Below are 23,082 nucleotides of genomic sequence, written 5' to 3' on the forward strand. Positions count from 1 at the left end.
CGCGATTGTTGTGGCGCAAAATGCCACGTCAGGACGGCCAAGCCAAACGGTTGTTTGGCCGGAGATGTCAGCTATTCGGCTGACGGCAACGGCCGGATTCCGTCGCGCGAAACGGCGAGCACGGCCTCATCGACGCGGCGGCCGGCAATCTGTCGCGCCGGCACGATCTCGGCCAGCGGTACCAGCACGAAGCCGCGTTCGAACAGCCGAGGGTGCGGCAGCGTGAGATCGGGGGTGTCGATCGCGAAATCGTCATAGGCGATCAGATCGAGGTCGAGCGTCCGCGGACCCCACCGCGTCTCCTGCGCGCGATTGCGGCCGAACATGCGCTCGACCGCGTGCAGAACGCCGAGCAGCGGCCGTGGAGGCATCGCGGTCGCGATCTCGATGCAGGCATTGATGAAGGGCGGCTGCTGCTCCTCGCCCCATGGCGGCGTGATGTAGTCGGACGAGCGCGCGATAAGCGCCGCCGACGCGCGTGCACAGATCTCCGGAATGGCGCGCCGGAACGTCGCCCTGACGTCGCCGACATTGCCGCCGAGAGCAACCAGCGCGCTCGCCATCGCCGTCATGGATGCCGCGAGCGCGTCAGCACCACGCCGACATCCTCGAAGATGGCGGCGATCGGCGCATGCGGCTTGTGCACCGTGACCTTGACGGCGCGAATGCGGGCGAAGGTCGACAGGATCGCATCGGCCACCGCGCCGGCCGCGCGTTCGAGCAGGCGGTAGTTGGAGTCCTTGAACGCCGCCGTCGCCGTCTCCACCACGTCGGAATAGGACACGGTGTCGGCGAGGCGGTCGCTGCGCGAGGAGTCCGAAAGGTCGGTGTAGAGCTCGAGGTCGATCACGAAGCGCTGGCCGACCTCGCTCTCATGCTCCATCACGCCATGACGCGCGTGGATGAGAACGCCCTTGATGAAGATCGTATCGGTCATCGCAGTGCCTCGATTGCCGCGGCCACGCGTACGGCCTGAACCGTTTCGGCGACGTCATGCGCCCGGATGATTGCAGCACCGCGCCGAGCCGCAATCAGATGCGCCGCGATCGAGCCGCCGAGCCGCTCCTGCGGCTCCGACGCCACCACGGTGCTGATGAAACGTTTGCGCGATGCGCCGACCAGCAGCGGCAGCCCGAAGCATGCGAATGCATCGAGCCGGGCCAGCGCAATCATGCTCTGCTCCGCCGTCTTGCCGAAGCCGATGCCTGGATCGAGCACGATGTTCCCACGGGGAATGCCGGCCTTGGCCGCGATGTCGAGCGAGCGCGTGAAGAAGCCCATCATGTCGGCGACGATGTCGATCTCCGGATCGACGGCAGCACGGTTGTGCATCACCACGATCGGCGCGCCATGCGCGGCGACGACATCGGCCATCGCGGGATCGCGCTGCAGACCCCACACATCATTGGCGATCGCAGCACCATGGTCCAGCGCGTAGCCTGCAACTTGAGATTTCATGCTGTCGATCGACACGGGCACGCCGAGTGCGACGACCGCGGGCAGCACGGGCTGCAGGCGCGCCAGCTCCTCCTCCGCCGTGACCGGCGATGCGCCCTTGTAGGGCCGGGTGGACTCGGCCCCGATGTCGATGATGTCGGCGCCGGCCGCGATCAAGCGCTCAGCCTGCGCAATGGCGCGTTCCGGTGCATCGAAGCGGCCGCCGTCCGAGAACGAATCCGGTGTGACGTTGAGAATGCCCATCACCGCCGGGAATGGACGCGAAAGCCAGCTCCGCAGCAGCGGGTGGCTCGACGCGAGGTCCGGGGCGGAGTGCGGCGAAATGGCGCTCATGGGCGCCGCTTTGCGCGGTTGCCACCCTCAAGTCAAGGTGTCGCGCTGCACAAGCGCGGTCAATCTAGAGGCTGGTCAATAGCTGATCTTCGGCTCCAGCCGGCGTGCCCTTTCGATGAGCTGGCCGACCGACTTCTCCGACGGCAGGATGCGAACCAGTTTCCGCCGGGTGTTCACCTCCTTGATGTTCTGCGCCAGCCGGGCGGGATTGCGGTGCGCCAGCTCGCGCACGGTGGTCACCCCGGCTGCGCGGACGAGGCAGACCTTGGCCTTGCCCATGCCGGGAATGCGCATGTAATCGGCGGCGTTTGCCCAATCGAGCAGTTGCTGCTCGCTGATGCCGGTCTTGGCGGCCAGCGCCTTACGCCCTTTCACGGTCCGGGCGGCTTCGAGAAATGTGTCGGTGGTCCGGATGCCCAAAGCTTTCAGCTTGGCGGCATAGAAGGTCGTCATGCCTTCGAGTTCGGTGATCGGATATGTCATGATACTCGGCGCGCGCGAAGGTGCTTCAGGTGATCTGGCCCGGGCGGTCGGGCTTGGGGCAACCGGGCTCAGGCCGGGTGTGCCTGTCGCGATCGTGCCAACTGATCGGCTTCGATTTGGTCGCGGCCGAACGCAAAAAGTTCACCGGCTGACGGCTGCGGCGCCTGCCGTTGCCGTCCATTGCCGCTGAGGAAGTCAGGCCCGATGCCGATGATTTCAGCCACGACTTTACTGATGCCGGCCGTTCTGGCCAGCGGCTCAATCAACTCGTTCATGTGAACCCCGTCTCATCCGGTCCCCCACGACCGGATGTCCTCTCGCTGAATTCATCTTGATCGGACGATCCGTGAATTACAAGCGAGGAGCCGGCTCGGTGCGCGAATCGATTCGCGATCGACGATGAACTGTTGCAGCGATGCAAGACCGGATGTTGAATCCACGGATCAAACGTGCGCATCGCGCAGCACCAATGCTAAGAAGAGTGCGTGCCGTGCGAAGAGGTGAGGCACCCTGACGCTGGTTCCAACTCGCGAAACTCAACTATGTTATCGCGCGCGATGCTCCGCACCACGTGTGATGCGAAACATTCTCTCTCGAAAGATGGATCATCATGGCACCATCCGGAAAACCCGTGGCTGATACCGACGACAAGATCTTCGTGGGTGCCGGAGAGCAGCCGGCCTGGTTGACGCTTGCGCTTGCCAATCGCCATGGACTGGTCACCGGCGCGACCGGCACCGGCAAGACAGTCTCGCTACAGGTGATGGCCGAGGGTTTTGCCCGTGCCGGTGTTCCGGTCTTCGCCTCCGACATCAAGGGTGATCTCTCGGGCATCTCGCAGACCGGCGAAGCGAAGGACTTCATCCTCAAGCGCGCCACCGAGCTCGGCCTCACCTATCAGCCCGATCAGTTCTCGACGGTATTTTGGGATGTGTTCGGGGAGCAGGGCCATCCGGTGCGCGCCACCGTTACCGAGATGGGACCGCTGCTGCTGGCGCGGATGCTCGACCTCAATGATGTCCAGGAAGGCGTGCTCAACGTCGCGTTCCGCGTGGCCGACGAGAACGGCCTCGCCCTGATCGACATGAAGGATCTGCGCGCGCTGCTCGACGCGATCATTCCGGAGGCCGGCAAGAAGGGTGCGGATGCGGAGGCCGATCCGCTGGCGCCGATCCGGAAGGCGGCGCAGTCGTTCGGCAATGTCACGCGCGCGACCGTTGGCACGATCCAGCGGCAGTTGCTCGTGCTCGAGAACCAGGGCGGCACGAAGTTCTTCGGCGAGCCGGCGCTGGCGCTCACCGACTTCATGAAGACCGACCGCGACGGCCGCGGCATGATCAACATCCTCGTCGCCGATAGGCTGCTGGAGAGCCCGCGACTCTACGCGACGTTCCTGTTGTGGATGCTGTCCGAGCTGTTCGAGGAGCTGCCGGAGGTCGGCGATCTCGCCAAGCCCAAGCTGGTGTTCTTCTTCGACGAGGCGCATCTGTTGTTCAATGATGCGCCGAAGGCGCTGATGGACAAGATCGAGCAGGTGGTGCGGCTGATCCGGTCGAAGGGTGTCGGCGTCTATTTCGTCACGCAGAATCCGCTCGATGTTCCTGACCGGGTGCTCGGGCAATTGGGCAATCGCGTGCAGCACGCGCTGCGCGCCTTCACACCGCGCGATCAGAAGGCCGTGGCCGCCGCCGCCGACACCTTCCGCCCCAATCCCAAGCTGGACACCGCCAAGGTGATCACCGAGCTCGGCAAGGGCGAGGCGCTGGTGTCGTTCCTGGAGGGCAACGGTACGCCGGCGATGGTGGAGCGCGTCCTGATCCGGCCGCCGTCGGCGCGCATCGGACCCGTCACGCCCGAGGAGCGCAAGGCGATCATCGCCGCGAGCCCGGTCAAGGGCAAATACGACACCGCGATCGACGCCGAGTCCGCCTACGAGCTGCTGCAGAAGCGGATCAGCGGAACCGCCGCGACGACGGAAGCCTCCTCCGGCAGCGTGCTCGGCAAGATCGGCGACATCGCCGCGACGATTTTCGGCACCAACGTCAAGCGCGGCCAGCTCTCGACCACGCAGGTGATCGCGCGCAACGTCGCCCGCTCGGTCTCCGACAAGGTGGTGGGCGGGATCGCGGCCGATCTCGGCAAGCAGGTCGGCGGCTCCTTGGGCAGTTCGATCGGCCGCTCCCTCGTGCGTGGCGCGCTAGGTGGACTGCTGCGGCGTTGACATGGTGTCGTGTTCCCGGTCGGCGTGATGGCCTTGTCATGTCATCTGCGCCGATTGGGGGGCAGGCGGCATTTGCTGCCTTTGCATGAGGCTGGCCCGGACCGCGCAACGGAGCTACAAGCGGGCCGATAGCCGTTACATGCGAAGGATCCGGTGGCCATGGCCAATGCGCAGCTTCAATCCGTTCTCGACCACATCGACGCCGACTTCGACAATAGCCTGGAGCGGCTGTTTGCGCTGATCCGGATCAAGTCGATCTCGGCCGATCCGGCCTTCGCTGGGGATTGCAAGGCAGCAGCCGACCATCTTGCCAAGGATCTTGCGACGCTCGGTTTCGCCGCCGAAGTGCGGCCGACCGCCGGCCATCCGGCCGTGGTCGGCAAGAGCAACGGCCATGGCGCGGCCAAGCCACATGTCCTGTTCTACGGCCATTACGACGTGCAGCCGGTCGATCCGCTCGAGCTGTGGTATCGGCCGCCGTTCGAGCCCGTGGTCGCCGACCATGCCGACGGCCGCAAGATCATCGTCGCGCGCGGCGCCGAGGACGACAAGGGCCAGCTGATGACCTTCGTCGAGGCCTGCCGCGCCTGGAAGAAGGTGACGGGCGCGCTGCCGCTCGACATCACGATGCTGATCGAAGGCGAGGAGGAGGTCGGCTCCAAGAACTTCGTGCCGTTCCTCGAAGCCAACAAGGACGAGTTCAAGGCCGACTTCGCGCTGGTCTGTGACACCGGCATGTGGGACCCGAACACCCCGGCGATCACGACCTCGCTTCGCGGGCTGCTCTATGAAGAGGTGAAGATCAAGGCCGCCAATCGCGATCTGCATTCCGGCGTGTTCGGCGGCGGCGCGCGCAATCCGATCCGCGTGCTGACCGAGATCCTCGGCGGCCTGTTCGACGCCGACGGGCGCATCACCATCCCCGGCTTCTATGACGGCGTGAAGGATGTGCCGCCGGAGGTCCTGGAGCAGTGGAAGAAGCTCAACCTGACGCCCGAGAGCTTCCTCAAGCCGATCGGCCTGTCGATCCCCGCCGGCGAGAAGGATCGTCTGCTGATCGAGCAAATCTCGTCGCGGCCGACCTGCGACATCAACGGCATCTGGGGCGGCTATATCGGCGAGGGCTCCAAGACCGTGATTCCGTCGCTGGCGCATGCGAAGATCTCGTTCCGCCTCGTCGAGGGCCAGGACCCGCTGAAGATCCGCAAGGCCTTCCGCGACTACGTGTCGGCGCGCATCCCCGGCGACTGCTCGGTCGAGTTCGGCGATCATTCGGCGGGCGCTGCGATCGCGCTCGACTGGACCATGAAGCCGTTGGCGGCTGCCAGGCAGGCGTTGACCGAGGAGTGGGGCAAGGAGACCGTCCTGATGGGCTCGGGCGCCTCGATCCCGATCGTCACGGACTTCAAGAAGACGCTCGGTCTCGATTCACTGCTGGTCGGCTTCGGTCTCGACGACGACAACATCCATTCGCCGAATGAGAAATACGACCTCAAGAGCTATCACAAGGGCATCCGCTCCTGGGCCCGCATCCTCGCCGCGCTCGCGGAGATGCCACGGTAGTGCAGGCGCTCGTCCGGGCTACGACCGCGACGGCGCTGATTGTTTGCACGAGGCTGAACTCACGCCGCGCTGGCGACCGACTTCGCCGCAAGATCGCCGCCGGCGATCTTGCGCAGCGCTGCGAGATTGGCTTCGGCCGAAGCCAATCGCCAGCAGGATTTCCCGCTCGACTTGGCTTCATACAATGCGGCGTCCGCCGCGAACAGCAGGGCTTCCGGATCGGTGCCGTGCTCGGGCGCGACGGCGATGCCGATGCTGATGCCGATCTGGACATGCGCGCCGCCCGGCAGGGCCATCGGCGAGGTCATCACCTCGATGATGCGCTCGCCGAGCGCCAGCGCGTGGTCGAGCGCATCATCGCCGGCGAGCACCACGAACTCGTCGCCGCCGATCCGGGCGATGACGTCGCCGCGAGAGGCGGTCTGCCGCAGCGTCCGGCCGACGATCTTCAGCAGCTCGTCGCCTGCGGCGTGACCGAAGGTGTCGTTGACCGGCTTGAAGCCATCGAGATCGAGATACAGGACGGCGAAGCTCCGATCGCCGCCGGCGTCGAGCCTGCTCTGCAGCGCATCGACCAGGCCGGCGCGGTTGGACAGGCCCGTGAGTGGATCGAGCCGCGCCCGCTCGTCGCTCTCGCGCTTGGCCTGCATGACCGCCACCAGCATCTTGTTGAGCCGGAACGCCGCGCCGGTCATGGCGAGGAAGTAGACCGGCATCTGCAGATACATCGCGAACAACAACGGCTCATGCGACGTCGCGACGCCGGGGATGACGGGGCCGATGCTGAACAGGATCATCGTGCCGACCAGGCGCGGCGCGCTGAAATTGCGAAAGCAGATGCCGCCCACCATGGCGGCCGAGGAGATGCAGGTCAGTGACGCGGCCACCCAGTCGCCGGACGCGAGGCTGATGCCGACGCCGAAACCGACGCTGGCGCTCCAGGCCACCGACAGCAGGATGTGGATGTCGGTCGGCGTCGCCAGCCGCTCGCGGGCGCGGCGGTAGGCAATGATCATCACGATCAGCCGCGACAGGCAGATCGCGACTTCGAGCACGAACCAGGTGATGAAGAGCGGGCTCGGCGTACGCAGTGCGAGCGCTGCGGCGACAGCAACGGTGTTGATGGCGCCGCCGGCGAACACCGACCAGCAGCCGTAGAGCTCACGCGTCAATGCGCGGCGGATATCTGATGACACCGGATATCCCGGGTCGGCCAGCCAGCGCGTCACGCGCCAGCGTGGCAAACTGAACGCCAAACCATCACCCCGCATTTCAATACCTCCGCGGGGTTGCAATAAGCGCGATAGCACTTAACAGGCGTTTAGAGAGGTATCGGCGTCTCGCTGCATGCTTGATGCACGGTAAAAATTTACTCCACGTGGTATGCGCAGCTAACAACGAACTGAAGTTGAATTCTCAGCCCGAGGTTCTCGCGCGCGCACGTTCTTCGGTGACCGGTGCGACCTCCACCGTCGCATTGCCGAGCGCGCGGTCGCGCTCGAACACGAGACGGACGCGCTGCCCGACCGGTGTGAGGCCGATCAGGTTGCGCACCTGCGTGGCGCTGCGCACCGGCATGTCGTTCGCCTTCACGATGATGTCGCCCTTGCGCAGTCCCGCGCGTTCGGCCGGCGAGCCCACGGTGACGTCGGCGACGCGCGCGCCCTGAATCCGGCCATCGGCCGGCGCATCCAGGTCGAGCAGGGTCACGCCGATGCGGCCGCGATCGACGCGGCCGTTGGCGACGAGCTGCTCCATCACCCGCCGCGCCATGTTGATCGGGACGGCGAAGCCGATGCCGACATTGCCGCCGCCGGGCGAGATGATCGCGGTGTTGATGCCGACCAGCTCGCCGCGCAGATTGATCAGCGCGCCGCCGGAATTGCCGGGATTGATCGCAGCGTCGGTCTGGATGAAATCCTCGTAGCCCTGCTTGCCGAGGCCGGTTCGTCCGAGCGCGCTCACGAGACCCGAGGTGACGGTCTGGCCAAGACCGAACGGGTTGCCGACGGCGATCACGAAGTCGCCGACCTCGAGCGCATCACTGTCGCCAAGCGCGATGGCCTTGAGGTCGATGGGGTCCCTGATCTGCAGCAGCGCGATATCGGTGGCGGGATCGCGCCCGACCAGGCGGGCGGCGAATTTGCGGCCATCCTTGGTGCGGATCTGCGCTGTCGTGACGTGCTCGACGACGTGATTGGCGGTCATGACGTAGCCGCGCTGCGCATCGACGATGACGCCCGAGCCGGTGGCGCTGATCTGCTTCTCGACCTGCTTGGGGACGTCGAAAAACTCGCGAAACAGCGGGTCCTGGTAGAGCGGATTGTCCTGGCGGACCTTGCCTTCGACCGAGATGTTGACGACGGCGGGCGTCACTTCCTTGACCAGCGGGGCCAGCGTCGGCACCCGGCCGAGCTTGAGATCGGGAATTTGGGCCAAGGCAGGCCCGGTCATCAGGCAAAGCAGAATGGCAGGCGCCAGGACGGCCCGGAGAAAAGGCGGAAGCTGCATCGTGATCCCCAACAAGCGCGATCAGGATTTTTTGGCGACGACAGAACTGGGAAAGCGGCCGGCCCGGTTCAAGAGCCGCACTGGCAATCGTTCCCCGAGAGTGCCAAAAAATTTACGTGACCCTCTTGAACGAAAAGTTCGGCTTTCCTAGGTCGTTGCTCGCTCGGGGGCCTGATGGGACCCGAGGCTTATGACATCGCTGATCTGTAAAGGAGGATGTGCATGCATTTCCGTCCATTGCACGACCGCGTGCTCGTGCGCCGTATCGATGCCGAGGAGAAGACCAAGGGCGGCATCATCATTCCCGACACCGCCAAGGAGAAGCCGCAGGAGGGCGAGATCGTTGCCGCGGGTCCTGGCGCGCGGAATGAGCAGGGGCAATTGGTGCCGCTCGACGTCAAGCCCGGCGACCGGGTGCTGTTCGGGAAATGGTCGGGCACCGAGGTCAAGATCGACGGCAAGGATCTTCTGATCATGAAGGAGAGCGATCTGCTCGGCATCATCGACACGCCCGTCGCGGCCAAGAAGGCTGCGTGATTCCCTCAACTGACAGTCATCGAGAGAAAGGAGACGACGAACATGGCTGCCAAGGACGTGAAGTTTTCGACCGACGCGCGCGACCGCATGCTGCGCGGCGTCGACATCCTCGCCAATGCCGTGAAGGTCACGCTCGGTCCCAAGGGCCGCAACGTCGTGATCGAGAAATCGTTCGGCGCGCCGCGCATCACCAAGGACGGCGTGACGGTCGCCAAGGAGATCGAGCTGGAGGACAAGTTCGAGAACATGGGCGCGCAGATGGTGCGCGAGGTGGCCTCGAAGACCGCCGATCTCGCCGGCGACGGCACCACCACCGCCACCGTGCTCGCCCAGGCCATCGTCAAGGAAGGCGCGAAGTCGGTCGCCGCCGGCATGAACCCGATGGATCTGAAGCGCGGCATTGATCTCGCCGTCGACGCGATCGTCAAGGATCTCAAGTCGCACGCCAAGAAGATCACCAGCAATGACGAGATCGCGCAGGTCGGCACCATCTCGGCCAATGGCGACAACGAGATCGGCCGCTTCCTCGCCGAGGCCATGCAGAAGGTCGGCAATGAGGGCGTGATCACGGTCGAGGAGGCCAAGAGCCTCGACACCGAGCTCGAGGTGGTCGAGGGCATGCAGTTCGACCGCGGCTACGTCTCGCCGTACTTCGTCACCAATTCCGAGAAGATGCGGGTCGAGCTCGAGGATCCCTTCATCCTGATCCACGAGAAGAAGCTGTCGGGCCTGCAGACCATGCTGCCGCTGCTCGAAGCCGTGGTGCAGTCCGGCAAGCCGCTGCTGATCGTCGCCGAGGATGTCGAAGGCGAGGCGCTGGCCACCCTGGTCGTCAACAAGCTGCGCGGCGGCCTGAAGATCGCCGCCGTCAAGGCGCCGGGCTTTGGCGATCGCCGCAAGGCCATGCTGGAGGACATCGCGATCCTCACCGGCGGCACCACGATCTCCGAGGATCTCGGCATCAAGCTGGAGAACGTCACCTTGTCGATGCTCGGCCGCGCCAAGAAGGTCGTGGTCGACAAGGAGAACACCACGATCGTCGACGGCGCCGGCGCCAGGAAGGACATCGAGGCGCGCACCCAGCAGATCAGGCTGCAGATCGAGGAGACCACCTCCGACTACGACCGCGAGAAGCTGCAGGAGCGGCTCGCCAAGCTCGCCGGCGGCGTCGCGGTGATCCGGGTCGGCGGCGCCACCGAGGTCGAGGTCAAGGAGCGCAAGGACCGCGTCGACGATGCGCTGCACGCCACCCGCGCCGCGGTGGAGGAGGGCATCCTGCCCGGCGGCGGCGTCGCGCTGCTGCGCGCCACCAAGGTGCTCGACGGCGTCAAGACTGTTAACGCCGACCAGAAGGCCGGCGTCGACATCGTCCGGCGCGCCATCCAGGTGCCGGTGCGGCAGATCGTGCAGAACGCCGGTGACGACGGCTCGCTGGTGGTCGGCAAGCTGCTGGAGAAGGATACCTACAGCTGGGGCTTCAACGCCGCGACCGGCGAGTACCAGGATCTGGTGCAGGCCGGCGTGATCGACCCCGCCAAGGTGGTCCGTACCGCGCTGCAGGATGCGGCCTCGGTCGCCTCGCTGCTGATCACCACCGAGGCGCTGGTGGCCGACAAGCCGAAGAAGGCGGACGCCGCCGCGGCCGCGCCGTCGATGGACTTCTGATCTGATGAAGCCGGGGCTGGCCGCAGCCAGCCTCGGCTGCCTGAAGGAAATATCTACAAACAACTGATCGCTGCCCTGTGCGGTCGTGGATCGGCCACAACGGGCAGCTATCAATCAGGTTGGCGATCGCAGTTCGTCCAGAACCGGCCACAATTGCGTTCAGTGAGCCGGCTGTGATCGGACCGACGGTCGACGGGAGGTGTGGTTGAGCGCTGCCGCGCCGCCCGGTCTCATCAGCAGCGCGAGCTCGCAGGCCCGATCATGCCAGCCTGGCAATACGATCATCCGCCGCCCAACCCGACCTCCGTCATGAGCATGGGCGATCCCCGTCGCTTGACGCGGTTCTTGATCGAGAGCGAGCAACGCGTGGTGGCGCACTGCCAGGCCGTGTTGTCGCGTGGCGACATCGATCAGCGCGAGCGCGACCGGCTGGTCAGCGTGCTGCGGGAGGCGACGATGCGGCTGCAGCGGCTGTCCGCCGTGGCCGCCTGACGGGTTTTGCGCTGCGAAAAAGGCTGCGAAAAAAATCGATCCGTTCCTCTTGAAATGGATGCCGGCTTTTCTAATTCGTCTGCTGCCGCTTCGGCGGCGCCGGGTGCCATCAGGGCCCGGTCGAAATCTGGGCGCTGACCGGTTGTCTGGTACTCAGAAGTCTCTTGGTACTCGGACATCTCCGGGACTTTGAAGTCCGCATCGGCTCGGCGCTCCTTCGTATCCATCTTGCTCCTAGGAGGACTTGGCTATGAGGACCTACGACTTCTCTCCGCTGTGGCGTTCGACCATCGGCTTCGACCGTCTGTTCGACCTGCTCGACGAGACCCAGCGCGCGGTCGAGGACCACTATCCCCCGTACAACATCGAGCGGATCGGCGACGACCGCTACCAGATTTCGCTGGCGCTGGCGGGCTTCGCTCCGGACGAACTGTCCATCACCGCCGAGCACAACGTGCTCACGGTGGAAGGACGCAAGGGCGACAAGGAGACCCGCGAATACCTCTATCAGGGCATCTCGTCGCGGCCGTTCAAGCGGCAGTTCAATCTCGCCGACTACGTGCAGGTGACCAACGCGGCGTTCGACAACGGCCTGCTGCGGATCGAGCTCGTGCGCGAGATTCCCGAGGCGATGAAGCCGCGCCGCATCGCCATCGGCACGGCGCCGGTCGAGAAGATCGCGCAGCAGAAGGCGGCCTGACGCCTTGTTCGAGCTACGGCGCGGGCGGCGTGTCGCCCGCGCCGTTGCAGCATCTGTCTCTGGTGAAAGGAGTGGGAGAGGAGAGACGCCATGAGCGAGCACCGTTTTTCGATCACCGCGGGCAGTGCCGGATTCCATCCGGTCTCGCACTACGAGTCGCCGGCGGACCTGCTGAATGACCGCAAGCTGTCACTGGCCGAGAAGCGGCTGATCCTGTCGTCCTGGGCGTCGGACATGTATGCCGTCGAGTCGCAGCCGGGCCTGCGCAAGATCCCGGGCATCGCCAGGCCGCTTTATCTGGCCGACGTGCTTGGCGCGCTGCGTCAGCTGGACCGCGAGGATCAGCCGCCGCGCCCACGCGGCGGGGCGGCCATGCGCATCGTTCCGCGCGTCGATGTCGAAGCCGATGGCGCCGCGATCGACAGCGCCGCGAGCGGCAGGATGCGGCCCGCCGCCCGCCTGCGGTTCTCGCGCGAGGCCAATGTGCGGCGCTATCGCAAGCTGCTCGCCACCCGCCTTGCCGAGCACGAGCGGCGCTTCGTCGAGCGGCGGCTGGCCGAGGAATTGCAGCAACTGCACGGCCCGTCCGAGCACCAGGGCATGGCTCGGGCAGGATGCTGCTGACGGGGCACAGCATCGCACGAATAAAAACGCCGCCCGGAATTGGGCGGCGTTTCATTCCGAAAAGCGTAGAGGGTGATCGGTTCAGACTAGCCGATCAGCGGGCGACAATCAATTCCGGTAGCCCGGATTGAGGCGATCGAGCCGGCGCAGCAGCGGCGGCCAGACCAGCTGGGTGGAGCGCAGCTCGACGCGATCCTCGTTGTCGAACAGCTTCGCATTCTTGTCGATGACCTCGTCGCGCACGGGATAGGCCGAGGGACCGAGCGTGCGCGTGCGGACCTGGATCGAGCAGGCACGCTCCAGGTGATACATGCGCTCGAAGGCGGAGGCGACCGAGCGGCCGACCGTCAGGGTGCCGTGATTGCGCAAGAGCATGTGGTTCTTGCTGCCGAGGTCGCGCTGCAGCCGCGGCCGCTCGTCATGGTCCAGCGCCACGCCCTCGTAGTCGTGATAGGCGAGGTCGTGGGTCACGTATTGCGCGATCTGGTTCAGCGGCAGCAGGCCGTCGGCGCAGCTCGACACCGCGACGCCGTCGAGCGTGTGCAGATGGATCACGCAGCCGGCATCCTCGCGGACCTCATGGATCGCGGAATGGATGGTGAAGCCGGCGGGATTGATGCTGTACTCGCTCTCGGACAACTGATTGCCGTAGAGGTCGACCTTGATCAGGCTGGAGGCGGTGATCTCCTCGAACAGCAGGCCGTAGGGGTTGATCAGGAAGTGATGCTCGGGGCCGGGGACGCGGGCCGAGATGTGAGTGTCCACCAGGTCGTCCCAGCCGAACAGCGCCACCAGGCGGTAGGCGGCGGCGAGATTGACCCGCTGCGACCATTCGGCCTCGGTCATGTTCGACGGCACTTCCTTGAGGCGCGCTTCGGCTGGCGACATGGCATTCTCCGATTTCCAAGAGTTCATCGGAGCCTAGGCGGCACGCCGCCGCGCGGCAAGGCGCGGGGCAGGGGGAGCAGTCATGTCGTTTGGCTGAGCAGGCCGCTCAGGGCGCCGGGATCGACAGCAGGCTGGAGATGCTGCGGCCGCGGATGTCGTAGACCCGGGCGAACACGACGTCGTCGCGCTTGATCTCGACCATGACAGGGGCAGTCAGTCCCTTGCAGTAGAACTCGCCGAGGGTCATGGCGAAGTCGGCCGCGTGGCTGTCCCAGCCGATGGTGAAATCGGGGCCGAGCGCGACCTGGGCCGGCCGCTGCGGACCGCAGACCGCGACCTTCCATTTGTGCCCGATCGGCGGCACCTCCTGGCGCTCGTCGAGCTGCTCCTTCAGCCCGTCGGAGGCCTGCTTCAGCGCCAGCCCCCAATAGTCGAGCATGAACCGGGTGTCGGCCTCGCGCACCGTGCCGGCGATGAAGTTGAAGTGGGTGTACTGATAGGGATGCAGCCGGATCATCTCGGCCAGCGGCAGCAGCAGGCCGAAGCAGAACGCGGCGATCGCCACCGGCTGCCAGCTGCGGCGCTCGTCGGCGTTGAGCCACGACAGCAGCCAGGAGAACGCGATGCCGCCGAGCAGCGCCATCGGCGGGATCACGAACACGAAGTGGCGGATGCCGTTGTAGAGCGCCGGGCGTTTGACGATCGCGATCAGGATCGGCAGCGTCGCCGCCAGGGTCAGCATCAGCAGGATGCTCTTCTGGCGCGCCGGCATGTTGGGCCGCGACAGCGACATGATGGAGGCGACGGTGCCGGCGACGAACAGCGCGATCATCAGTTCGGGCAGCTGCAGCGCGAACAGCGTCGGCAAATACGACCAGGGCATGTCCGGCACCGAGACCAGCGCCCCGTCGAACATCTCCTTCCACGGCTTCTCGAAGAAGTGCGAGAAATAGGTCAGGGCCCGGAACGGGTTGGCCGGTTCGATGATCGACCAGGGCCAGATCAGCCCCATGATCAGGTAGCCCAGGACCAGGCCTGGGATCAGCACGTAGAGCACGTGGGCGAAGCGGCGGATCGCCTCGCGCGGCCCTTGCGTGCGGTACTCCTCCAAGAACAGCGGCATGAAGCCGACCATCGCATAGACGACAGCCATGCCGCCCAGGATGCGGGAGCCGATCGAAAAGCCGGCGCCGAGGCCGAGGATCAGGATGGTGCGCGGCGAGGGGTAGGGGTACTCCTCGGCAAGGCGCACGAGACCCATCAGCAGCACCACCATGGCGACCGCGAAGGGGGCGTCCTTCGGGTTCATGAACATGTGGCCGTAGAAGATCGGGCACAGCGCCAGCAGCAGCAGTGCGGCGAGGCCGGCCACCGGACCGCCGATGCGACGCGCCAGGCGCCAGGTCACGCCAAGGCCGATCAGCCCGACGACGGCCCCGACCAGCCGGCGCGTCTCGAACAATTCCAGCGGCAGGATCTTGTGCAGCAGGGCTGCAACCATGTCGAAGCCGCCACCGTACATATACAGGTTGGCGAACGACAGCGCCGCCTGGTCCCTGAAACCGGAGCCGTACATGCGCAGCAACAGATCGGCATATTCGGCATGGGTGTAATCGTCCCAGCCGAGGCCGTAATCCCGGAAGGTCAGTCCGGCCACCACCGCGACCGCGGCAAGCACGAACAGTGCAAGATCGTCATACGTCCGCTCGAGGGACCGCCGCGTCGGGGTCTCAAGAACCGAAGTGGTTATCGTTGTCATGGCTGAGTGTGACCCGGCGTCCCCTGGCGACCCCGCTTCCGCGTTTCAGGCCTGTGTTCCCCGCCTCCGTATAGCGCGTCCCGGCTTCCGAGGTGTCGGAATTATGGGAAGGTATGCTTCTCGCAGCGCAGCGGGGACCCGAATTTCGGCTGCTGAGCGCCATATTGGCACAGTCAAATGAACGCCCGCTGAACCACAGGGGCCGGAAGAGCCCGGGAGGAACCTCAATGAATGCCGAGGGTTGGCCGATGTATATTGTGGCGACATCATGACGATGACTGCACGGCGGACGAGAACTTCAGCAGGATTGGCCGAACTTCCGCTGCAAATTGTCGCGGATTTGGACTAGAAACCGGATTCAAGGACGCGCGCAACCGCAGCTATCTAATGTGATTTCGGTCGGGACACCGTCCGGAACCGGCGCATTAGGGGATGAGTTCGATGATGAGTGCAATGTTGGCCGCCGGAGCCCTCGCCGTGTTGGCCGGGCTCGGGGCGATCGCCTGGGGAATTCCGGTCAAGGAGTTCAGCGTCGGCAATACGCTGATCCTGTCGGGGACCCTTGGCGTCTGCAGCGGGCTGATCCTGTTCGGACTGGCGGCCGTCCTCAGCGAGCTGAAGGTGATTTCGAGCCGGTTGAGGTCGGGTCCGGGCGCCGAGTCCGAGGCCAAGCCTCTGCAGCTCCCGCTCGGCGCCAGCAAGACCGACTTCGAGACCGCCCCGGTGCCGCCGACGGAGGACGTCTGGCGCGAGGGTGGCTCGCCACGTCCGCGTCCCCGCATGCCGGACCTGTCGTCTCCCCTGTCCTCGGGGTTGTCGTCGTCGCCTCTGTCCTCGTCTCCTTTGTCAGGCTCGCTGCGCGCCTCCGAGCCCTTGCCGGCGCCGGACGAGCCGCCAGCCGAACCCGCCGAGCGGCCCAAGCGCAACCTGCTGTTTGCGTCGTCGTCGCGGCGGGAACGGGAGCGCGCGGAGAAGCGCGGCGCCGAGCCGTTGCCGACGGATTTCCGGTCACCGCCCCTCAGCGCACCGCCGCCCGTGCCGCTGGACGAGCCTGCCGCGACCGAGTCGGGCCCGTCGGACGGCTGGTCTCGACCGGAGCGGACGCCGGAGCCTCTGCGCCCGCCGTTCCCGCGGCGCTTGGCGCGGGCCGCCCCGGCCTTCGTCGAACCCGAGCCAACCCCGCCGCTGCCTGAGCCGAAGGACCTGGACGCGCCGGCCGTCAGCATCGTCAAGTCGGGTGTGGTGGATGGGATGGCCTATTCGCTCTATTCCGACGGCTCGATCGAGGCGCAGATGCCCGAAGGGATGATGCGCTTTGCGTCGATCGACGAGCTGCGCACCCATCTCGAAGGCCGGACCTGACGCGGCCGGATCACACGGTCAGGTTGAATTCGGCTGGCGTACGGTACGCAGTACTTGGCGGGTGACAGACTTCTCAAGAAGAAGTCCTCACTATCTTGTTATTTTGCCAGTCATTTGCCCATATTGCTTGCAGAATCGCGAGACAACGCTGCCACTCGGCGCGAGTGATACTTGCGATCGAGGGATACTTTGCGATCGACGGTCGCAGGGCGGAGCGGGATGAGGGTTCGATGACCGAAGCGGTCGGCAAGAGCTTTATCGATCTGACGGCCGACATCGTGTCGGCCTATCTCAGCAACAACCCGACCCCGGCGGCGGAGATTCCCTCTCTGATCAGCCAGGTGCATGCGGCGCTGACGCGGGTCGCAGCGGGACGAAGCGAGCCCGCGCCGGAGCCGGCGCGGCCAGCGGTCCCGGTGAAGAAATCGATTCACCCGGACTATCTGGTCTGTCTCGAGGACGGCAAGCGCTTCAAGTCGCTGCGGCGACATCTGCGCACGCAGTACAACATGACGCCGGAACAATATCGCGACAAATGGAACCTGCCGCCGGACTATCCGATGGTGGCACCGAACTACGCGGTCACCCGCTCGCAGCTCGCCAAGAAGATGGGCCTGGGCCAGCAGCGGCCCGAGCGGGAGAAGTAGCCGAACCGATCAGGACGCCGTGGCGAGCGCCTCGCGGGCGTCGGCGCGGATGCGCTCGACCATCGAGCGCAGACCGTTGGAGCGCTGCGGCGTCAGGTGCTCGCGGAACCCGAGTTCGTCGAACACCGCGGGCGCATCGATGGTCATGATCTCCTGCGGAGTCCGCCCGGAATACAGCGTCAGCAGAATTGCGATCAGACCACGAACGATGTGGGCGTCGCTGTCGCCGAGATAGTTCAGCACGGGCACGGCGCCGCTGTGATCGACGTGCTTCGACAGCCAGACCTGGCTGGCGCAGCCCTGCACCTTGTTCGCGGCGGAGTGCTCGTCCTCGGGCATCGGCGCCAGGGTGCGGCCGAGCTCGATCACGTAGCGGTAGCGGTCGTCCCAGTCGTCGAGCAGGGCGAAATTGTCGCGGATGTCGTCGATCGTCATGATGCTCTTCGGTCCCGATGTCGGCCTTCATATAGGCGTTCGGGAGGACGAAAGCGACAGTCGGTTCCGCCGCTTCAGGGCGTCGGCGGCAGATGCCATTCGGCGGCGAGATCGTCGGCCGAGAGCGTATCGGCCGGCGCGTCACCCGGCGGAATCTCCTCGAGCACGGGGGCGTCGATCGAGCCGGTGTGATCGTTGCCGCGCTTGTCGAGATTGGCCGGCTTCACCGGGCCGATGAACTTGTCGGCGCCGGCCGGCTTCTCCGCGGCGTCGGACTTGTCGGTGATGATCTGGTAGATCTTGCGCGCGCCTTCCTGGGCGCGGTGGCCGATTACGGTCGCGGCCTGGCCGCCGACCTCGCAGGCCTGCGGCTGGCGCTTGCAGAACTGGCTCATGTCGGAGACGGCCGCGGTCGCGGCCTGCACGGCTTCGTGCGCATTGATCTGCGGCAGCTTGTCGGCGTCCGGGCTCTTCTCGCGCGGCAGCAGCACCAGCACGAGTCCGAGCCAGAATGCCATCCGAAGCAGAAAGAACATCACGCAACCCCGACCGTGCTGCTGATCTCGCGTGCTCAAGTCGCGCAACGGGATCGCAGCTGATTGTTCTATGTCGCGACTGCTTGCATTGGGCTTAATTGGTTGAGATTTCGCGAAGTCGGGCGCTGGATTTTTTTCGGAGTAAATTTTTCATTGGCGCCGGGCGCACGCGCCGTGCAACCGGCTGTAGATCGCGCCGCTTTCGCAACCGCAGGCCCGGCCGGAAACGATGCATTCACCATCCCGGCCGAATGGCGGGCTCACCGCAGTCTGGCCCTTAGCGTTCGCTTAATGCGAGTCTGACACGGTGACTTCCGACGACAGGGGGCGTCCCGGCGCGTTCTCTTTGTGAGAACCACCGACAGGCCGAGGCGCGAGAGCCGTGAGTGTGTTGAGTATCATCCGCGATTGTCTCGATGCGTTATTGCATCCATCGGCTCGAACTGATGCGATGACGCGCGCGCGTCATCGCGCCTTCATCGCGCCGCGCCTGCTGGGCAGCCTCGCCGCCTTCGCCGTGTTTCCTGCCTTTCTCGCGATGCGCGGTGCGCCGAGCGCGCTCGAGGTCGGCGCGCTGTCCTGGCTGATCGCGCCCATTCTGCTGTCCTGGTATCTGTCGCGCACCGGCCGCTACGAGAGCGCCTGCGCGCTGTCGTCGCTGGCACTGTCGGCGCTGATCATGGCGGTGTCGATCGAGACCGGCGGCATCGAATCCTTTGCCGCGGTGTGGCTGATCGTCGTCCCCCTGGAAGCCTCATTCTCGGCCTCGCGCCGCGTCGTCGTGTTCTCCGCGGGGCTCGCACTGTGCTGCGCGCTGCTGCTGATCCTCATCGGTCAATTCGGCTGGCTGCCGAAGCCCGAGACCAACCCCGCCTTGCGCACCGGGCTGCTCGCGTTCGGCGTCGCCTCAGCCACGCTCTATGCGGCCGTGCTCGCGTTTGCCGCCGACACGCTCGCGCGCACCAGCGTGACGCTGCTGTCGATGGAGGAGGAGCGCTATCGCCTGCTCGCGCGTAATATGAGCGACGTGATCTCCCGTCACCGCCGCAACGGCGCGGTCATGTTCATCTCGCCGGCGGCCGAGACGCTGCTCGGCGCGCCGGTCGCGCAGCTGCACGGCCACGGCCTGTTCGAACGGGTCCATGTCGCCGACCGGCCGGCCTATCTCACGGCGCTGTCGGAAGCGGCGGGCGGCAGCGAAGCCTCGAGTGTCGAGTTCCGCCTGCGTCGCGATGCGCCGGGCGAGGGCCGCGGCTTTCATCATCCGGTCGATTTCATCTGGGTCGAAATGCGTTGCCGCCCGCTCGACCGCATCGGCGTGGCGCCGGGCGGGTCGGAGCAGGAGGTGGTCGCGGTCATGCGCGACGTCACCGATCGCAAGCTGCAGGAGCAGGCGCTCGAATTGGCGCGCAGCGCCGCCGAGCGCGCCGACGCCGCGAAGACGCGATTCCTCGCCACCATGAGTCACGAGCTGCGCACGCCCTTGAACGCCATCATCGGCTTCTCCGAGATGCTGATGCAGGAGCAGGTGCTGGTGCTGAACGCGGCGCGGCGCCGCGAATATGCGCAGCTCATCAATGATTCCGGCCAGCATCTGCTGTCGGTCGTGAACGGCATCCTCGACATGTCGAAGATGGAGTCCGGCAATTTCGAGCTGACGCCGGAGCCGTTTGCGCCGCGAGTGGCGCTTATCAATTGCTGCAACCTGCTGGCGCTGCGGGCGCGCGAGAACGGTGTCGATCTGTCCGCCGACGTGCCGCAGGACCTGCCGATGGTCACCGGTGATCCGCGCGCCTTCAAGCAGATCGTGCTCAACCTCGTCTCCAATGCCATCAAGTTCACCGAGCGCGGCGGCCATGTCACAGTCTCGGCTGGCGTCGACGGCGCGCGCCTGCTGCTGCGAATCACCGACACCGGCGTCGGCATCGCCGCCGATGATCTCAAGCGCATCGGCGATCCGTTCTTCCAGGCCGGCAAGACCTACCAGCGCCGTCACGAGGGAACCGGCCTCGGGCTCTCGATCGTCAAGAGCCTCGTGACCTTGCACGGCGGCGAAATGTCGATAGAAAGCAAGATCGACGAGGGGACCACGGTCACGATCGCGCTGCCGATCAACTTCGTGGCCGAGGCCGCTGCGGGCGCCACCGTCACGCCGCTGTCACCCTCGCGCTCCGCCCAGCCAGGGCAGGTCATGCAGGTGAAGAAGAGTGCCTAGACGAGCTGCAGAGGATGATCCGGCGCCGCCGCGCCGTCGCAAGCGCGCCGCTGCGGCCGTCGTCGACGTGGCGGAGGGGCGCGGCTGGCTGCTGCGGGCCATGCTCTACAGCCCGAAGGATCTGTTTGCGGGCCTGCTGGCCTGCGCGGCTGGCAGCGCCATCATCGTCAATGCCGTGTTCCTGCAATCGGGACCGCATCCGGCGCCGATGTTCGGGTCGATTGTGACCATTCCGCCCCATCTGACGAGCTCCAATCCGCTGCCGCGGCCCCGGCCGATGGACATCTCGCCTTTGGATCCGAAGGTGATCGAGACGCGGCCCGCCGAAACCAGGGCGGCGGAGCAGAGGGCGGTCGAGCAGCGCGCCACCGAGCCGCGTCCGGATCAGAAATATGCCGATCCTCTGGCCGATCTCGTCCGCTCGGTCAGCGGCGGTCAGGGCAACGTGCCGCGTCCGCAGCCGACGCAGCAGGGCGGCAATGTCCGTCGTGTCGCCGCGGTCCAGCGTGCGCTGACCGAATACGGCTACGGCCAGTTGAAGCCGACGGGGATGGTCGGCTCCGACACCCTGGCCGCGATCCAGAAGTTCGAGCGCGAGCGCAAGCTACCGGTAACGGGCCAGGTGTCGGACCGCCTGGTGCGCGAGCTTGCGATTGTCATCGGTCACCCGATCGAATAGAGCAGGGGCGGCTGCGACGTGCAGCGCGCTTGCACCTGCATCGAACCATCATGCGATTGAAGAGCAGCATCTGGGTGAGCGCCTATCTGCGGCGTTGCCAGTCGGCCGGCGCGTTCAGCGCGATCCGCCACCGTGGCGCGGAGGAAGCCGGCGCGGTCTTCGTCAAGGTCGCGATGATGGATGGCACGGCCCAGCTCTATGTTCCCGCCCCGCAGACCGTCTATGACGACAGCCAGCCGATCGACCGCTTCTTCGTACCGATATCGCCGCAGCCGATCGCGGAAGCGCAGATCGAGGAGCGGCTCGTCAAGGAGCTGCGCTTCGATCCCGACGCCTGGATCATCGAGACCGAGGACAGGCAGGGCCGTCATTTTCTCGATCTCGTGCGCGAGCGTCCCTGATCATCGCTAAGATTCGGGACAGCGATCGCGCGTCAGCGCTTGAAGCCATCGGTCCCCGTGCGCACGATCGGCCTCGTCGCGGTGCCGGCCCGCGCCGTGCTGCCACGGACGTGCTGACGTTCGTCGTCATAGAGCGCCGCGCGGTGCTTGGCCCTGATCGCGGCCATCCCGGAGCCGCGCCAGGCCGCCAGCATGATCAGCGCCGCGCGCTCGCTGAGCCGCTCGTAGAAGCGTGACAGCCGAAACACGGTCTGGACGGACTGGCCCATCTCGGGCTTGAGGAACAGCAGTACGCGCTCGAACACCGGCGCCGGCATGCCGAGCGCCTTTGCGGCGCAGGCCAGCGGCTCGCCATGGGGATCGTTGACAACCTCGTGGGTCATGCGTGAGGGCAGGATCAGGCTCTCGCCGAGCTCGATCGTGAACGTCTCGACGTCGGCGTTGAACGCGGCCATCTCCAGCGCCTCGATCGCATGCACCGCGCGGTGCAACGGCGTCGGCGCGGCGGGCCTCAGCGGCGTGGTGGCGAGGTTCTGCAGGATGGCGATGCGTTCGTGCGAGGCGGCGCGCATGAACATCTCGCTGAGCTCGGCGGCATCCTTCGGCTGCATCGACAATCCGGACGCCGCGTCGTCGCGCGGCGGGATCGGAGGCGACGAGCGAAGCGATGCGGGAATGGGGCCGGCGAGCGGCGGCGTCGGCTCGCTCTGCGCCGGGCGCAAGCCCAGCTTGTTCAGGATCTCGATCGGCGTCGCCGGATAGATCGCCAGCCGCGCACGCACCGCCGCACGGGTCGCATCGTCGACGTCGTCGACCAGACGGGAGGCCAATTCGACGAACTGCCGCTCCTCGTCGGCGGAATGCGCGCTCGCCTGGACATAGAGGTCGGTCAGGACGCGCAGCAGAGTGGGCTTGATGTCGACGCCCTCGCGGCGCGAGAGCGTGAGCAACCCGTCGAAGCCGGGGAACAGCGATGATCTTGTCATGTCGGGGTACGCAACTTCGGCAATCGTTGCGCCGATTAGAGCGGAGTTGTTTTAATGCGGCGTTAAGGAAAACAACCGGTGAAGATGGGCCGAAATGACCCGGTGAGACAAAGGCGCAACGCTGGCTTGCCTTCTCTCCCGCCGGTGCACGCGATCCGTGTCGGGCGGCCCGCGCATTAATATCCTCTTAACCACGTCCTGATCTTAATCGATCCGTTCGATGATCTCGCCTTGGCCGCGTCACGCGGCCAGCCTGATCTTCGCCGCGCCGAATGCCAACGTGCAGCTTCATGCGCCGGCATTCGTGATCGTCAGTTCTGCGTGCCCTCTTGCCTGCGAAGTTCGGGCGACGGGGAGTTTTCAGGGGGTAAGAACTTCGGGCACGAAAGAGAGTGGACATGGCGACCATCATTGAATTCCCGGCGGACGTTGCGCGTCGCGCGCGGCCTGCCGTGACCGGCGCGCCGCAGGAGGGCATGGGAACGATCCTGATTCTTCCCGTCGTTCGGATCGAGCGCGAGACCACGACCGACGATAGCGGACCCCGCGAGGGCACAGCGCCAAGCCGCCGTCGCCGTCGCCGCTGA

General features: G+C 65.8%; 25 protein-coding genes. 13 read left to right on the plus strand and 12 right to left on the minus strand.

Features of this window, described 5'->3' with window-relative positions:
• Positions 1-71 precede the first annotated feature (71 nt).
• From folK to ACQR0U_RS27865, 5 genes are all read right to left on the minus strand, one after another.
• Positions 72-563, minus strand: coding sequence for a 2-amino-4-hydroxy-6-hydroxymethyldihydropteridine diphosphokinase (gene folK / locus ACQR0U_RS27845; protein ID WP_315716198.1), 492 nt, complete (start codon positions 561-563; stop codon positions 72-74).
• A gap of 5 nt (positions 564-568) precedes the next feature.
• The gene (gene folB, locus ACQR0U_RS27850) at positions 569-937 is read right to left on the minus strand and encodes a dihydroneopterin aldolase (protein ID WP_315716098.1); all 369 of its coding nucleotides are present in this window, start codon (positions 935-937) and stop codon (positions 569-571) included.
• Positions 934-1,791 (minus strand): dihydropteroate synthase, encoded by an 858-nt coding sequence (gene folP, locus ACQR0U_RS27855; RefSeq protein ID WP_434844026.1) that lies wholly within the window; start codon positions 1,789-1,791, stop codon positions 934-936. Before folP ends, folB begins: the two co-directional genes overlap by 4 nt.
• A gap of 75 nt (positions 1,792-1,866) precedes the next feature.
• Positions 1,867-2,274 carry a DUF4332 domain-containing protein gene (locus tag ACQR0U_RS27860; protein ID WP_315716100.1) on the minus strand — a complete coding sequence of 136 codons (408 nt, stop codon included), beginning with the start codon at positions 2,272-2,274 and terminating at the stop codon, positions 1,867-1,869.
• Positions 2,275-2,342: 68 nt separating this feature from the next.
• Positions 2,343-2,549 (minus strand): hypothetical protein, encoded by a 207-nt coding sequence (locus tag ACQR0U_RS27865; protein WP_434844027.1) that lies wholly within the window; start codon positions 2,547-2,549, stop codon positions 2,343-2,345.
• A gap of 335 nt (positions 2,550-2,884) precedes the next feature.
• On the opposite strand from ACQR0U_RS27865, the gene ACQR0U_RS27870 reads away from it, so the two are divergent.
• Positions 2,885-4,495 carry a helicase HerA-like domain-containing protein gene (locus ACQR0U_RS27870; protein ID WP_315716102.1) on the plus strand — a complete coding sequence of 537 codons (1,611 nt, stop codon included), beginning with the start codon at positions 2,885-2,887 and terminating at the stop codon, positions 4,493-4,495.
• Positions 4,496-4,654: 159 nt separating this feature from the next.
• A complete protein-coding gene (locus ACQR0U_RS27875) occupies positions 4,655-6,058 on the plus strand; it encodes a M20/M25/M40 family metallo-hydrolase (protein WP_434844028.1) in 1,404 nt (467 codons plus the stop codon).
• A gap of 59 nt (positions 6,059-6,117) precedes the next feature.
• Here ACQR0U_RS27875 and ACQR0U_RS27880 read toward each other — a convergent pair whose 3' ends face one another.
• Together ACQR0U_RS27880 and ACQR0U_RS27885 are read right to left on the minus strand one after the other, a co-directional pair.
• A complete protein-coding gene (locus ACQR0U_RS27880; protein ID WP_316167041.1) occupies positions 6,118-7,329 on the minus strand; it encodes a GGDEF domain-containing protein in 1,212 nt (403 codons plus the stop codon).
• 145 nt (positions 7,330-7,474) lie between these two features.
• Positions 7,475-8,569, minus strand: a complete 1,095-nt coding sequence (locus tag ACQR0U_RS27885) for a trypsin-like peptidase domain-containing protein (RefSeq protein ID WP_315753079.1) — start codon at positions 8,567-8,569, stop codon at positions 7,475-7,477.
• A 222-nt stretch (positions 8,570-8,791) separates the two neighbouring features.
• Here ACQR0U_RS27885 and groES point away from each other — a divergent pair, with 222 nt between their 5' ends.
• The 5 genes from groES to ACQR0U_RS27910 all read left to right on the plus strand — a co-directional run bounded on the left by groES (position 8,792) and on the right by ACQR0U_RS27910 (position 12,587).
• Positions 8,792-9,106, plus strand: a complete 315-nt coding sequence (groES, locus tag ACQR0U_RS27890) for a co-chaperone GroES (protein ID WP_008961795.1) — start codon at positions 8,792-8,794, stop codon at positions 9,104-9,106.
• A 42-nt stretch (positions 9,107-9,148) separates the two neighbouring features.
• Positions 9,149-10,771 carry a chaperonin GroEL gene (gene groL / locus ACQR0U_RS27895; RefSeq protein WP_316171152.1) on the plus strand — a complete coding sequence of 541 codons (1,623 nt, stop codon included), beginning with the start codon at positions 9,149-9,151 and terminating at the stop codon, positions 10,769-10,771.
• 261 nt (positions 10,772-11,032) lie between these two features.
• Positions 11,033-11,263, plus strand: a complete 231-nt coding sequence (locus ACQR0U_RS27900; RefSeq protein WP_315716108.1) for a hypothetical protein — start codon at positions 11,033-11,035, stop codon at positions 11,261-11,263.
• Between the two features lie 250 nt (positions 11,264-11,513).
• On the plus strand, positions 11,514-11,963 hold the full coding sequence (locus ACQR0U_RS27905; RefSeq protein WP_315716109.1) for an Hsp20 family protein: 450 nt from the start codon (positions 11,514-11,516) through the stop codon (positions 11,961-11,963).
• 90 nt (positions 11,964-12,053) lie between these two features.
• Positions 12,054-12,587 carry a hypothetical protein gene (locus ACQR0U_RS27910; RefSeq protein ID WP_434844029.1) on the plus strand — a complete coding sequence of 178 codons (534 nt, stop codon included), beginning with the start codon at positions 12,054-12,056 and terminating at the stop codon, positions 12,585-12,587.
• A gap of 108 nt (positions 12,588-12,695) precedes the next feature.
• Here ACQR0U_RS27910 and ACQR0U_RS27915 read toward each other — a convergent pair whose 3' ends face one another.
• Positions 12,696-13,475 (minus strand): class II aldolase/adducin family protein, encoded by a 780-nt coding sequence (locus ACQR0U_RS27915; RefSeq protein WP_315828256.1) that lies wholly within the window; start codon positions 13,473-13,475, stop codon positions 12,696-12,698.
• Between the two features lie 106 nt (positions 13,476-13,581).
• Positions 13,582-15,234, minus strand: a complete 1,653-nt coding sequence (locus tag ACQR0U_RS27920) for a glycosyltransferase family 39 protein (protein ID WP_316171150.1) — start codon at positions 15,232-15,234, stop codon at positions 13,582-13,584.
• 441 nt (positions 15,235-15,675) lie between these two features.
• On the opposite strand from ACQR0U_RS27920, the gene ACQR0U_RS27925 reads away from it, so the two are divergent.
• Entirely contained in the window at positions 15,676-16,596 is a 921-nt protein-coding gene (locus ACQR0U_RS27925; protein WP_434842023.1) for a hypothetical protein, read from the plus strand.
• Positions 16,597-16,826: 230 nt separating this feature from the next.
• Entirely contained in the window at positions 16,827-17,243 is a 417-nt protein-coding gene (locus ACQR0U_RS27930; protein WP_315716114.1) for a MucR family transcriptional regulator, read from the plus strand.
• Positions 17,244-17,252: 9 nt separating this feature from the next.
• Here the strand turns inward: ACQR0U_RS27930 and ACQR0U_RS27935 are convergent, their stop codons facing one another.
• Positions 17,253-17,678, minus strand: a complete 426-nt coding sequence (locus ACQR0U_RS27935; protein WP_315753075.1) for a SufE family protein — start codon at positions 17,676-17,678, stop codon at positions 17,253-17,255.
• Positions 17,679-17,752: 74 nt separating this feature from the next.
• Positions 17,753-18,214, minus strand: a complete 462-nt coding sequence (locus tag ACQR0U_RS27940) for a DUF5330 domain-containing protein (RefSeq protein WP_315716116.1) — start codon at positions 18,212-18,214, stop codon at positions 17,753-17,755.
• 451 nt (positions 18,215-18,665) lie between these two features.
• Between ACQR0U_RS27940 and ACQR0U_RS27945 the strand changes: the two genes are divergently transcribed.
• Genes ACQR0U_RS27945 through ACQR0U_RS27955 form a run of 3 tightly spaced genes read left to right on the plus strand, consistent with a single transcriptional unit; the run spans position 18,666 to position 21,509 of the window.
• Positions 18,666-20,429, plus strand: a complete 1,764-nt coding sequence (locus ACQR0U_RS27945) for a PAS domain-containing sensor histidine kinase (protein WP_315753073.1) — start codon at positions 18,666-18,668, stop codon at positions 20,427-20,429.
• Positions 20,422-21,108, plus strand: a complete 687-nt coding sequence (locus ACQR0U_RS27950; protein WP_316171147.1) for a peptidoglycan-binding domain-containing protein — start codon at positions 20,422-20,424, stop codon at positions 21,106-21,108. The genes ACQR0U_RS27945 and ACQR0U_RS27950 overlap by 8 nt, the downstream gene beginning before the upstream one ends.
• 50 nt (positions 21,109-21,158) lie before the next feature.
• Positions 21,159-21,509, plus strand: a complete 351-nt coding sequence (locus tag ACQR0U_RS27955; protein ID WP_315716119.1) for a DUF1491 family protein — start codon at positions 21,159-21,161, stop codon at positions 21,507-21,509.
• Between the two features lie 32 nt (positions 21,510-21,541).
• Here the strand turns inward: ACQR0U_RS27955 and ACQR0U_RS27960 are convergent, their stop codons facing one another.
• Positions 21,542-22,495 carry a DUF2336 domain-containing protein gene (locus tag ACQR0U_RS27960; RefSeq protein WP_315753071.1) on the minus strand — a complete coding sequence of 318 codons (954 nt, stop codon included), beginning with the start codon at positions 22,493-22,495 and terminating at the stop codon, positions 21,542-21,544.
• Between the two features lie 398 nt (positions 22,496-22,893).
• Between ACQR0U_RS27960 and ACQR0U_RS27965 the strand changes: the two genes are divergently transcribed.
• Positions 22,894-23,082 (plus strand): hypothetical protein, encoded by a 189-nt coding sequence (locus tag ACQR0U_RS27965; protein WP_315716121.1) that lies wholly within the window; start codon positions 22,894-22,896, stop codon positions 23,080-23,082.

Origin of the sequence: Bradyrhizobium sp. HKCCYLRH3097, assembly GCF_051167875.1 — a bacterium.
Classification (GTDB): Bacteria; Pseudomonadota; Alphaproteobacteria; order Rhizobiales; family Xanthobacteraceae; genus Bradyrhizobium.